General features: G+C 55.2%; 8 protein-coding genes. 5 read left to right on the top strand and 3 right to left on the bottom strand.

Annotated elements, in window-relative coordinates; translation table 11 throughout:
- The 5 genes from H144_RS0114675 (at window position 1) to H144_RS0114655 (ending at window position 7,195) form a co-directional block, all read left to right on the top strand.
- Window positions 1–1,989, top strand: coding sequence for a fibronectin type III domain-containing protein (locus H144_RS0114675; protein WP_019942834.1), 1,989 nt, complete (start codon window positions 1–3; stop codon window positions 1,987–1,989).
- A 25-nt stretch (window positions 1,990–2,014) separates the two neighbouring features.
- The gene (locus H144_RS33320; protein ID WP_157504730.1) at window positions 2,015–3,748 is read left to right on the top strand and encodes a fibronectin type III domain-containing protein; all 1,734 of its coding nucleotides are present in this window, start codon (window positions 2,015–2,017) and stop codon (window positions 3,746–3,748) included.
- Between the two features lie 31 nt (window positions 3,749–3,779).
- The gene (locus tag H144_RS0114665) at window positions 3,780–4,211 is read left to right on the top strand and encodes a hypothetical protein (protein WP_019942832.1); all 432 of its coding nucleotides are present in this window, start codon (window positions 3,780–3,782) and stop codon (window positions 4,209–4,211) included.
- Window positions 4,212–4,345: 134 nt separating this feature from the next.
- Window positions 4,346–5,065, top strand: a complete 720-nt coding sequence (locus H144_RS0114660) for a LytR/AlgR family response regulator transcription factor (RefSeq protein ID WP_157504728.1) — start codon at window positions 4,346–4,348, stop codon at window positions 5,063–5,065.
- A 3-nt stretch (window positions 5,066–5,068) separates the two neighbouring features.
- On the top strand, window positions 5,069–7,195 hold the full coding sequence (locus H144_RS0114655; RefSeq protein ID WP_019942830.1) for a tetratricopeptide repeat-containing sensor histidine kinase: 2,127 nt from the start codon (window positions 5,069–5,071) through the stop codon (window positions 7,193–7,195).
- Window positions 7,196–7,501: 306 nt separating this feature from the next.
- Here H144_RS0114655 and H144_RS33315 read toward each other — a convergent pair whose 3' ends face one another.
- From H144_RS33315 to H144_RS0114640, 3 genes are all read right to left on the bottom strand, one after another.
- A complete protein-coding gene (locus H144_RS33315; protein ID WP_019942829.1) occupies window positions 7,502–8,644 on the bottom strand; it encodes a sensor histidine kinase in 1,143 nt (380 codons plus the stop codon).
- Between the two features lie 9 nt (window positions 8,645–8,653).
- On the bottom strand, window positions 8,654–9,466 hold the full coding sequence (locus tag H144_RS0114645) for a LytR/AlgR family response regulator transcription factor (protein WP_019942828.1): 813 nt from the start codon (window positions 9,464–9,466) through the stop codon (window positions 8,654–8,656).
- Between the two features lie 123 nt (window positions 9,467–9,589).
- Entirely contained in the window at window positions 9,590–12,751 is a 3,162-nt protein-coding gene (locus tag H144_RS0114640) for a lantibiotic dehydratase (protein WP_019942827.1), read from the bottom strand.
- Between the last annotated feature and the right edge of the window lie 203 nt (window positions 12,752–12,954).

Genomic DNA, 12,954 nt, shown 5'->3' with positions numbered 1-12,954 from the left:
ATGAAAACAATCATTCGCATCCTCACGCTCTTCTGCCTTGGCACAGCCGCATTGCAGGCACAAAAGCCACAAGCCATCGGTGGCCCGTATGGCGTGTTTATTCAAATAGACAAACTGCTTCACGGCCCGCAATATGTGATCGAGCGACTGGAAACCGGCAAAAACAAGCCCGAATGGCAGCCCGTATGTACGACCGGCAAAGGCCCCGCCAATGCGGCCGAACTTACGGCGCGCCTCACGGTACTCGCCGCCAAAAACCCGTTGTACCAGCTCCCGAACGACTCGCTGACCACCTTGCTGTTCGATCGTTACCGGAACGTAGCCCACGCCGATTCGCTGGGCGGCTACGGGTCCAACCCGCAATACCTGGAAGCGCTCGGGCTGGGCTTCCTCGACACCGGCGTGCAGCAAGGCCTGCGCTACGACTACCGACTGCGGGCATTGGGTGCGAGGGAGGGCGTTTACCACAATCCCGGCACGGTATCCGTTCCCGGCGCGAAACTCGCCACCACGGCACGGTCCGTGAGCCGCCATACCGATGGCCGCACCGTCAGCATTCAGTATTTAATCAAGAAACCAAACCCCTACATTGCGGGCGCACGGGTGCTGCGTGCCGCTTTCGGACAAACGGGATTCGAGGAATGCGGCGCCGAATGGGGCTTCCGCAAAGGTGAAAGAGACTCCCTCTTCCTCGTCGTGACCGACCCGAATGTGCGCCGGAAAATGCTGTACTCCTATGTGGTGTATCTCCAAGATTTCGTCGGGAACGAAAGCGCCGCTTCGGATACACTCACCCTCGCGAACCTGCGCGCACAAGACGAAATCCCCGTCATACACCGCATCAGCACGCGCTCCGTGGAGAGCGACAATGCGATCACCGTCAGTTGGGAACTGTCGTCGGTGAAAGACCTGCGGGCCGTGGAAATATGGCGCAGCGAAGATTTCGACACGGGTTTTAAAAGGGTCGGCGTGGCGGCGGCGACAGATACGGCTTACACCGACCACGCCGTGGAACCGGTGCAGGGTTACTACTACCAGGTGCGGCTGAACGGCACTTACGAATCCTCGCCCGCGTCCGTGAAAGTATCGGGAATGCTCAAAGCCAACCGCCCGGCACTGCTTGCGCCGGCGCACTTTCAACTGACTGAAACCCAAGATTCGCTCACCTTCCGCTGGGAAGCAGCCGATTTCGACACGCACGGCTATTACATCTACTTCGCCGCCGGGCAAACGGACACCTTGCAGCAGTTTTCGGACATGATCCCGGCCCATGCCGCATTGAAATACCAGATCCCCGTGCAAAAACTCGCCATCGGCGTGGCCTACCGCTGGGCCGTCGTGGCCGTGAACACGAGCTACAACCAGGGCCCGATGAGCAACGAGCTCTATTCCGAACCCCGCTTCCCCACCCGCCTCGCCACGCCGCTCAATCCCGAACTGATCGACCAGCCGGGTAATGCCTGGCTCGTTTGGGAAAACATGAAAGCCATCGATCCCTACACACTGGGCTACATCATCGAAAGAAAAGCGGAAAATGAAAAGGCATTCAAGGAAATATACCGCCAGCATGCAGAAGACCAGGCGCGCAACCACTACGCCGACAGCACCGTGAAACAGGGCGTGCATTACAGCTACCGCATCCGCGCCTACGGCATGGGCGGCCGCCTGAGCGCATTCAGCACGGAAATAGGTTACTACCAGCCGCACGACGCCGTGCTGCCCGTGCATGGACTGAATGTCGCGACCACCAACCGCGGCGTGCTCGTGAGCTGGGACGCCCCATTAGCCAAACCCGACAAATACCTCGTGTACCGCTACACGGAAAAAACCGAAAAGCCCCGCCTCGTGAGTGCGCCCCTGGGCACGCAAACGGGCTACATCGACCGCGATGCCGTGGCGGGCGTCGGGTACTATTACCATGTCGTGGCCGTCGGTACCGACAACCGCGAAAGCGCCCCTACCGATCCCGTGAAAGTGGATTGGAAATGAATCTCTTAATCATGTTACCGAGCCAATGAACAATCGCATACTATCCCCCATTACCAGCACCTTGCTCTGCCTCACGGCCATGCTGGCGTTTTCAACCACGGGGCATGCCCAGCGCGCGATGCTGCGCGCCACGGCGGTGTCGTACCAGCAAGTCGATTTGTCGTGGGACCGCCTGCCCGGAACTGCCGAATTGTACGAGATTGAGCGAAAAGAAGACGGTCCGGGCCAGAACTTCGCCAACATCGCGCGCAACGTTCCGAGAGGCACATTTGCCTACCAGGACAAAACCGTGCAGGAAAACCGCACCTACATTTACCGTGTGAAGGCCTACTGCGAAAAATCCTGCGGCGGGGAGTTCAACGAAGCACGGGTAACGACGCCGTTTGCCCCGGCAGCGACGCCGGGTAACCTCGAAGTATTCTACATTTCGGGCCGTGGCGTGGCCATTACCTGGCAGGGAAACAACAGCGACAATGCGCGCTTCATCCTCGAACGCTCGGATAATGGCGGCGGATTCGGTACGATCGCGACGGTGCCTTACGCCCGGTCGCTGAGCTACAACGACAACAATGTTTCACCCGGCAATCGCTACTGCTATCGGGTGAAGGCAGTGAATGCGGGCGGGGAGTCGGGCTATTCCAATGAAGGCTGCGTTAACCTGGCCATTCCCAGGCCCGGTGCTCCTGCCAATCTTTCCGCGAAAGTCATCAGCAGCGGCCAGGTGGACCTGAAATGGCAGGACAATGCCGATAACGAAGCCGGCTTCGACGTGGAGCGGTCGGATAATGGTACCCAATTTTCCAAAATCGGTGAAACGAATGCGAATGCAGCCGATTTTACCGACAGCGGTGTGCAGCCGAACCGTAAATACTGGTACCGTGTGGTCGCCCGCAACGGCGGCGGTTTTTCGGACTATTCCAATGTCGTGGAGGCCGTTACACCCGATATCGCGCCTAATACCCCGCGCGCGGGCTCAGCCGTGGCGGTTTCTTATCAGCAAATCAATCTTAGCTGGGGCGATGTGTCTGATAATGAGACGGGTTTTGAAATAGAAAGCTCCACGAACGGCACGCAGTTTTCCAAGATCGCATCGACTTTGAGCAATATACAAAACCTGGAAATCAAGGATTTGAAACAACTCACGACCTACTATTTCCGCGTCCGCGCCGTGAATGCGATCGGGCCGTCGGGCTACTCCGAAACGATGAGCGCTACTACGCCACGGGCGCCGGTGCCGGACAAACCGACCGGCCTGACGGCGACACCGATGAGCTTCGACCTGATTCAGTTGAAATGGAATGCATTGTCGGCCAATGCGGAGACGGTGGTCATCGAACGTTCGCAGCAGCCGAATGCGGGATTTGCAAAAATCGGCAGCCAGGCGGCGGCCAACATCCAGTTTCCCGACCGCGAAATCCTTGATATTCACGATTACTACTACCGGGTCAAGGCCGTCAACAGCAACGGTGAATCTCCTTACAGCGACGTGGCGAAGGTACCGGCCGGCGCCATTATCACGGGCGTCGAGCCTGTGGCACCGGAGGGTTTGGTTTACACCCATAACAACCGCCTGCATATTGCCCTGGTCCGTCCCGCTTCCGGAAAACTGCATTTGTACGATGCACGCGGGGTTTTGGTCCGTTCCTGGCCGCTGTCCCAACAGATGCAGATCGACCTGAATGCCTGGCTGCCGGGCATTTACGTGGCGGTCCTGGATGGGGAAAAGATCCTGGTTAAACAAAAAGTATTCATCCGGTAAACCGCCGGCATTCACCTCAGACTGTTTTGACATGAAAAAGCTTATATACCTCATTTCCATTGCATTACTCGCAGCCTGCCAGCCTAAACAGGTAGAACCGGCCAATATCGGCCTCGTCTGGAAGGCACAATCCGTGAAGGAAAACGGTACGCTCGTGTACACCGCGGGCAACCCCGCCAGCACGCGCCCCGGCTACGCCCGCCTGCGCCTCGACCTGACGAGCAAGGAACAGGTCACATTTATGGACATCGACGGCCGAAAGCTGACGGGAAAATGGTCGCTCTCGCCGGACAATGGCCGTCTGATCCTCGAAAATCTCACGCCACCACCCAGCGAATCGGCGGGTAACATCGAATTTTACCTGACCGAACCACCGGCCGCCGGCAGGCTCCTGCTGAAACGCACCAACGAAAGCAAAAAAACGGGCAATACCGTAAACGAGTACGAGCTCGTGCCGGAATGATGCCGCTTTCCACACCGTCAATTTAACTTCTCAAAACCTTTCGCTCAATCATCATGTAGGCTTGTCAGTCGGAACCAGCACTTTGCAAATGCTTTTTGTATATATTGGGTACAAAAATCCGACTGCACCCTTTCATGACTCCTCCTCCTTCACGTATCCGGTTTATAGCGATCGACGATAACCCGCTCGATCTGCTGTTTCTGGAAGAAATGGTAAGCGCCTACCCTTTTCTCGAAAATTGCGGCACGTTCACGAACCCGCTCGAAGGGTACGAAGCGCAGCAATACATCAGGCCCGACCTGGTGTTCCTCGACATCGAAATGCCGGCATTTACCGGTATCGAACTGCTCCGAAAGTTCCGGGAAGAGGTGCCGATGGCCGTTTTCATTACCTCCCACCCCGATTTCGCCCTCGAAGGTTTCGAACTTTCAGCCCTTGATTATGTGCTCAAACCGATCATGGAAAACCGGTTTGCGGCTACGGTCGCGCGGATCAGGGATTTTTGGGAAATGCGGCAAAAATCGCACGCTTACGAGGTGCTTTTCGAGCAGGACACGCTCACGATCAAGGAAGGGCATAACCAGGTGAAACTGGCCCAGCGTGACATCATCTACCTGGAAGCGATGCAGGATTACACCAAAATCGTGACGCCTGGGAAGAATTACATGACGCTTTCGACGCTATCCTGCTTCATGGAGCAGCTGCCCTCCGACCGCTTCCTGCGGGTACACCGGAGCTACGCCGTGTCGCTCGGGCAGATCCGCGAGCTCAGGCATTCGGAACTGGTATGCGACCGCGCCATTATCCCCATCGGCAAAACCTATCGTTCGGCGCTTTCCAAACTGAAATTGTAGCCGATGAAAAGAACTCTACCTTTTATTTTCGGGCTTTTTGCGGCGTTGCAGGCATTTGCCCAGCCCCTGCCCGATCTTTCGAAATACAAAACGACGACGGCCAAACTGGAACGGCTCGCCAAAATCGGCGACTCGCTTATACTGGCCGAAAAGCATGTCGCGCTGCATGACGTGGCGCTTTATGCCATTAAACTGACCCCGGCCAACGACGCGAAACGGCTTGCATTGTTTCATTACCAGCTGGGATTCGCATTGGAAACCACTTCGAAATCAGACAGCTGTTTCCGCATTTACGAAAAGTCGCTGGACTATGCCAAAAAGGCCCGCGACACGCGGCAAACGGTCCAGTCGCTCGACCGGCTGCTTTTTTTATACAACAATGTGGCCGGTTTCAAGGCTAAAAGCGAAGCTGCGCTGAAAGAGGCCCTGGCGATCGTGGACACGCTGCGCGATCCGATGGACAAAGTCGAACTGTATTCTTCGATCCAGAACTACTATTCGATACGCGGTGAATATGAAAAGCAGGTCCGCTACCTGCTGGAATCCATCGAATTAAAGAAAAAGCTCATCGCGCAGGGAAAGGTGAAAGACCGCGAATACGTGGTATCCGACCTGATGAACCTGGCCGAAATGTACTTTGAACTGGAACAGGCCGATAATGGCCTCCGGTACGCGAAAGAGGCCCGGAGCTACATGGTGAACAATACGGTGTACCGTCATCATTATTACAAGGATATGACGGACGCTTACCTGCTGCTCCGGCAGCCGGCTATGGCACGCACCTACTACGACAGCCTCTCGGCCATGCTTACGCCGGACGACATACAGCCGACGCGCCGGCACAACAAGATCGCCGCCGACCTGGGTTTTACGGATTATTACCTCACCCGGAACAAGCCCGACAGTGCGGCCATTTACATTCAGCGCGCTGTGGCACTCGCCCCGCAATGGGCGCCGGATTTCCTGATGTCACAGGTGCGGTACATGGAAGGCAGCGTGTATTATGCGCAAAAGAAATACGAAAAGGCACTGCCGCTGCTGACCGCCTCGGAACCGCTGATCGAGGAATTCGGCGCGCAAATGTACGTGGCCCTGCTGCAATCGATCGCGCGCTGCTATGCGGCGGCAGGCCAGTGGCAGAATGCTTACGCCTATTACGACAAATATGCGCCGCTCCGCGACTCGCTCTACCGGGAATCGGCCAAAAAGAGCATTGCCGACGCCGAGGCGCGCTACCAGAACAAGGAAAAGCAGGCTGAAATACAGATCAAGAACCTGCAAATCGATGAAGCGCAGAAACAGCGCCTCTGGCTGATCTCCGGACTGGCATTCGTGACGCTGTCGCTCGTGCTGCTGGGCGTTATTTACCGGAACAAACGCCGCACGGCCACCCTGCTCGACGATAAAAACCGCCAGCTCGGGAAGCTGATCGAGGATCTGGAAGAAGCCAACCGCACCAAGGCCAAGCTTTTCGGCATTATCAGCCACGACCTCCGCTCGCCTATCAGCCAGGTGTACCAGTTCCTGAAACTGCAACAGCTCAATCCCGACCGGTTGAACCACATCCAGAAAGAGCAGCTCAGCGAAAAAATCCAAACGGCCACCGGCTCGTTGCTCGAAACGATGGAGAACCTGCTCCTCTGGTCGAAAACGCAGATGAACCAGTTCCAGCCCAGCATCGAACACGTGGCGATCGCCGAGGTGACGGCCCAATGCCTGAGCCTGCTGCATCTGAATATCGAAGCCAAACAGCTGCAGGTAATCCACGACATTCCCGGGGAAGCCGCCGCCGACACGGACCCCTACTACCTGCAGACAATCCTGCGCAACCTGCTGCAAAATGCCATCAAAGCCGCCGAAGAGCAAAGTACGCTCACCCTGGCCTGGGACGAAGCCGCCCGCCGCCTGACGATCGAAAACACGGGCCCGGCATTCAGTCAGGCGCAATACGAGCGGGTACTCGCACAAACGGACCTGCAAAAAGGCCTCTCGGGACTAGGCTTGCGCCTCGTGGACGAGCTCTCGGCCAAATCCGGCCTGACGGTTCGGTTCGAGAACCCGGAAGAAGGGATCACCAGGACAGTAATAAATGTAAACGCCACTACCGGCGGTTCAGGGAATGGCCGGTAGTGGCGTGGGGCGGGCACTTTTCCGCTTCGGGTCGCGATGTCAGATCAGTACTGTTCTACATAGCATGCTGCTCGCGGTCGTCTCGTCCTGAATGTGAATTCTGTTGCCGCGGATGGATGAAAATCCATTCAGGCGTGCCACAGTTGATTTTACGAGTTGAAGTTTAGCGGGGATGGTTGTTTGCTTTTTCATTGTATAATTAGGGTTGATTAACACCACAAATTAATCCTTCAAAAAGCGGCTGTAGAATCTTTTTATACGAAGCTCGGCCCTTCCTCGACCAAATGAAGTATTGCTTCGAAACTGCTATTCCAGGGGAAATGTCACCGAAACTGTGAACTCGGCAGCAGTTTCCGTTTTCTCGAATTCATAGCGACCAGGATAGTAAATCTCCAATCGTTTTTCCAGGTTAACCAGACCAATTCCACCACTCCGGCCTTCCTTTGCACGCAGGACTGGATTTTCCGGCTTACTGTTGGCGATGGTAAATTCCAGCGAGCCGGACGAAACGTCGATCAGAATATTCACATAGGATTCCTTGCGGCTTGCGTGAACGCCGTGTTTGAATGCATTTTCAACCAGCGTAATCAACGATAATGTTGGAATTCGATGCGTTTCTGCGATCTGCCCGTACTTGCTTACATTAACCTTGCAGCGGCGGTTGCTACGTATCGATTCCAACTCGATGTATAGATTCATGTACGAAAGCTCTTTTTCAAGTCCGATAAATTCATCGTCCATCTCATAAAGCGAAAACCGTAGAATCTCGGCGATTTTTTGAAGGTGCTCGGCAGCGTCCTCTGAAATTGGTAAAATTTTAGCATAAGCCGCATTCAATACGTTAAATACGAAATGCGGGTTGATCTGCGATTTCAACGCTTTCAGCTCCATAGCTAATGCGTCACTTTGCAGCTTTTGACGGGCAATGGTCTCGTTCGCTGCATATTTTGCCATTTTCAGCGTTGCAGGCACCATAAAAAACTGAATTTCGGAAAGGTCGTTGGTAAAGACAAGCCACGACCGAATGTCCCGAAAATCAAAAGGTTGTAGATACATTTTCGAAAACATCTGGAACCGTTCGGTCATATTTTCGAGGCCCGCTAATTTGTCCACCCCAATGAACATAAATATGGAGAAGACATGGTTCGTGATCAGTGCTGCGATAACGACAATGAACGCCAGCAATATTCCGCGAACATACTTTCCCAATACATTGTAAATACCAACGCAGATATAGTACTCGGGTATTATTTTTAAAAAGTAAGAAAAGTTGGCGAGCGTTACGGTAGCATCAGCGCTCTTTCGTCCTATTACCGGCAACGCATAAGCGTAATGCAATAATATAAAACAGGTCCAAAACAGAATATGATAAGCCACCCGCAGCCCCTGCGTGCGCGGGAAGAGGAGCTTTTCGATCAGCGACCGCTTTTTTACGATAGTATTCTCCACGCCTGAATGCTATTTTTCTGTCAACTGCCTGAAAACCTCGTCGCGCGTGGGCGAAACGGCAATGGATACTTTCATACCGTTCAGCATGGTGACCATGTTTCCTTCGATCATTCTGATCATGTTACGGTTGACAATATAGGAACGGTGCGTCCGCACAAAAGGCGGGGCCGGCAGCCGCGTCATCATCGTGGCCATGGAGGCGAGCGTCACCAGCACCCCGTTGGAATAATACACTTTTACGTAGTCTTTCAATCCTTCGATAAAATAGATGTCCTTGAACCAGACACAATACATTTTCCGGTCGGCACGAATCCACATATACTCCTCGTGCGCGGGCTCGGGACGCTGCTCGGCGGGTGGCTCGGAAGCGAATGCAGGGACATTTCCGCGCGGTGCCTCCCCGCCATGCACCTCTTCCGCCAGGTGCCGGGGTTTGTCGATGGCCGGCTGGCTGTTGCCCATCAGCTTTCGCACCTTCGTCACCGCTTTCAGGAAACGGTCGAAACCGATGGGTTTGAGGAGAAATGACGTGACATCAAATGAAAAACCGTCCACCGCGTACTGTGCGTGGGCGGTGGTCATGATCACATGCGAATCCGGCGCTTCGACGATGCTGAGCAGGTCGAGCCCCGAAAGTTCCGGCATATTTACATCGAGAAAAATAATGTCGGGTTTTACTTCGGGAATCATTTCCAATGCCTCCACGACATTGTAACAACTGCCTGCATAGACGAGCCAGCTAAGCTTTGCAATCAGAAATTTAAGGACTTCATGAGCCGGCTCCTCATCGTCCACGATGAGACAACTGATTTTTCCTGTCATATTTGCACCGAGTCCGAATTGTGATTGATGATCGTTAATGTCTATGGAAGGTACCTAACCGTAAAAACGTCAACAAAAACCAAATGCGGTTACACTTTTCGCAACAAATATGCGCATTATCGTTTAATTTATTACTAAAAACCCCTCCTGGATCACATCCTTCGCAACATTTTTCCTGCGCGCCAGGCGGGAGCCATAGTATTTTTTGAGATAGTGATAAATAACCAGTTCGTGCTCCCGCTGCTGTGATACGAACAGGCGGTTCAGGAACATGTGGACGAGGCTGCTCGCGAAGCTCAGGAACGATACACCCATCGTCGGCCCGATGATTTTCATCGACTCCCGGATGCGTTCCGAACGTATCCCGAACAGCACGATGGCCTCTTCAATTTCATTCACCCCGTCGTAACGCGGATCTAGAAAACGTTCGATCGTGCCTGTCTGCGCCCGGTATTTATCGTTCAACTGAATGTTTAGCTGCGTGTTACCGTCGAACTCCTGGAAAAAGTTGGCTTGCAGGCGGTCCATCAGGTCCTTTTTGGATTCGAGGGTAAAACCGAGGTCGTTCAGCAGCATGTCCACGGCCCGCAGCCCGATCTGCCAGCGGTACCGCTCGCCTTCGTCGCCCGAAATCAGGCTCAGAAACCCCGCCGTGGCGTCGCTGTCGGCGAAAAACACGGATTCCACTTCCTCGTAGCTCCCGCAGGCGTAACGTTCCAGTTCGCGCTTGTAGGTATCGGTCTGTATTTTGTGGACGATCCCGTCGGTAATCAGCGGGTCCATCACCGCATTGAGTTCGGCCAGCACCCGGTGCCAGAACGACGGGTTGCTGCCGTGGTAAAACCGCAGGCGTATATGGTAGTCAGGGTCTTCATAGCGGACAAAAAACCACTTTTCGATCGTCCCGTCCGCTACCAGCCGGTCGGCAAGCGGCTTCACGACGGTGGTAAGGAGGCGGTCCACCGTTTTGGTACCGGCGTAAATCTTGACATACAGCCATTCGCTGCCGGTAATGAAGTTGCGCCTCGCGCTGCCTGCGTGCACACTTGCCGCAGGCGTGTCCCGCTTCGCCGGCGCAGGAGCCTGCGTATGCAGGAAAGGAATAAGGATTTCGTTCAGGTAATGCTGGCCGGGCTCGCCTAAGACGCGGCTTTCGAGGAATTCCGTGAGCGTGATCTGGCCGTATTTGCGGAGCGTTTCGCAGAGTATGCCCACGGAAAAGTCGGAATCGCCGTCGATCAGCAGCTCGCTGTCGCCCTGGCGCAGCTGCACGAAACGGGGAATTTGGTAGGCTTTCCGTATCGCCAGCCATTCGTCGGCAGCAAAAATGTCTTTCAATGAATGTTTGGAAAACAACGCCTTATCAAGGTTCCAGGTTGCGCGGCTCAGTATCCAATGCTTGTACTCGACCCGCGGCAGGAATGTGTTCGCAGCCAGATGGTCCCAATGCCAGCCCGCATACCGGTAGTTTTCCTGGTAGGTCAGCTCGCAGAGGAAACGGTATACCGGCAGGCCGCCCGTGAAATTGTGCGCATTGGTCAATCGCGGGAAAATGCGTTTGTTCAGCCGCTTCGACCGCAATATTACCTCCCCCGCCGCCGATACGGACACCATCAGATCGTCCGGCATAATGCGGTTCTCCTCCGGCAGCGAGGAGCCGGAAAGGTACGGGATTTCATACTGCCGGAAATGCGGGCGCATCAGCACATTGCCGACGCGGGCTTCGGGCAAATGCGCGATTTCCGCGAAAATCCCGTCCTCGCGGCAGTTTTCTTCCTCCGCTACGGCTTTCCTGACGCGCCCGGCCAGCTGCGGGTTGCCGTGGCAAAAGCGCCCGAGCAGCTTTAAACCCGATGGTCCGCCCATGGCATTCAGTACGAATTTGAAATCGCCCTCGTCGACGGCTTGCTGCGAGCCGGCCACCAGGTTTCCGAACAGGTAAAAACTGTCGGGTATCCGGGCGGGCTGCGCCGTTTCGCGGAGTTCTTGCAGCATGGCGTCGGTCAGCCGGACGGCCGTGGAATGGTCGCGCGCGGCCTGTCCGCAGAGTTTCTCGCGGAACCTGGCGAGCGGCGAAAGCCCCGGCGCCGGGGTATGCCCGTGGTCAGGAAGATGCAGGTCGTCCAGGAGCGGCAGATTATCGGCCCGGCCGGCGGCCACGTCGCCATACCCGATGCCCGATTCACTGTCCAGCACTTCCAGCAGCGGCATTTCGCGTTGTTCGTAACGTTCGAGGAACCGCTTTTTAAACTGGTCCATTTCCCGCATCGGGTTCTGGTAGCCCAGCAACTGAATATCGGCATATTCCTTCAAAAGCGTCCCAATCGCCCGTTCGCCGATCGTGCAGGAGCGCGTGTTGTAAAAAAGGTCGGCCTGGATGAGGTCCTTGCTGCCCGTCGTCACGAAATGCCGGTTCACAAGTTCCCCTACCTCGCCGTATTTCGCCACGCCGCCGTTGCCGGGCGCCAGCAAGTCGGCCACCTGCCCCATTTGTGCCACCTCTTCCGCCGCCGCGTCCATACCGCTCAATTTTGCCTTCAATACCTGAAAAAACTCGTCGCCCGTCACCGTAGCGGCCAGCTCCGACACCAGTATCTGGGCATCGATCAGGGCGTCGATATATTGCAATGCCTCTTCCCTGCTGATCTCCGGGCCGGTGATACGCCGGGCCAGCTCCCCGATCGTCGCGCCCGTGCGGGCGCGGGCAATGATACCGTCGAGGTATTCGTTGCTGTCCACCGATGCCAGCACGTACGACCGTTTTTCGTTCTGCCATGTGCTCTCCACGTAGCGGTAGGTATCGCCGATACGATAAAGGCTGGTATTCACGGAAAATTGCAATGCTGCGCGGATTCCGGGTTTTTCCAAAAGGGCGTCCGCCATGCCGGCCACATAGTTCATGTCGAGGCGTGCGTGCGTATACTCGGGGTCGGTCGGGTCGAATTCGATGCGGGTTTCGGGGCCGGGCGTACCCACCGCACAGCCGGCAAAAAGCCCGTACGGGGTACTGCGGGAGGTCATCCGCACGAGGTATTTGTATAAAGTTTTGAGGAGTTTTTCGGTACCGGTCTTCACCCGGCCCTCCACCAGTCCGGTAAACGAATCGTATAGCTCAGGTGATGCCAGGTAAATGGCTTCCAGCATGGCAGGCTGGGAAAAAAAACGGATCAGCTCTTTTTCAAAAAGCTCGGCCCGGTTGTTGACCCGTGCATTAAACTCATACAGGACATCCAGCGGCAGGCGGGGACGTCTCAAAACGAAAAATCCTTGGGATAAAATAGACATAAGCCGGCGGGTTAATCATTATAAACAAAGTGGTCCAAACTTTTCATTCTCTTCGCCGGCCGCCAAATTGTTTATACCAATGATCTGCTTTCATGGACAAAATCCCCGCCGTCGAAAAAAGCCCGATCCCGCCGCCAGAATGCCCGTGCGCCGCACCGTTGCATCATTTCGTCGAAATAGCCCGTGAATTGGTCTAAAAAATG

It is taken from the genome of Dyadobacter beijingensis DSM 21582, from assembly GCF_000382205.1.
Lineage (GTDB): Bacteria > Bacteroidota > Bacteroidia > Cytophagales > Spirosomataceae > Dyadobacter > Dyadobacter beijingensis.
This window is presented reverse-complemented; position numbering and strand designations above follow the sequence as displayed.

What these genes read in the sequence shown, in the direction of transcription:
- H144_RS0114675 (WP_019942834.1), top strand. Translation starts at nt 1, where the DNA reads ATGAAAACAATCATTCGCATCCTCACGCTCTTCTGCCTTGGCACAGCC.
- H144_RS33320 (WP_157504730.1), top strand. Translation starts at nt 2,015, where the DNA reads ATGAACAATCGCATACTATCCCCCATTACCAGCACCTTGCTCTGCCTC.
- H144_RS0114665 (WP_019942832.1), top strand. Translation starts at nt 3,780, where the DNA reads ATGAAAAAGCTTATATACCTCATTTCCATTGCATTACTCGCAGCCTGC.
- H144_RS0114660 (WP_157504728.1), top strand. Translation starts at nt 4,346, where the DNA reads ATGACTCCTCCTCCTTCACGTATCCGGTTTATAGCGATCGACGATAAC.
- H144_RS0114655 (WP_019942830.1), top strand. Translation starts at nt 5,069, where the DNA reads ATGAAAAGAACTCTACCTTTTATTTTCGGGCTTTTTGCGGCGTTGCAG.
- H144_RS0114645 (WP_019942828.1), bottom strand. Translation starts at nt 9,466, where the DNA reads ATGACAGGAAAAATCAGTTGTCTCATCGTGGACGATGAGGAGCCGGCT.
- H144_RS0114640 (WP_019942827.1), bottom strand. Translation starts at nt 12,751, where the DNA reads ATGTCTATTTTATCCCAAGGATTTTTCGTTTTGAGACGTCCCCGCCTG.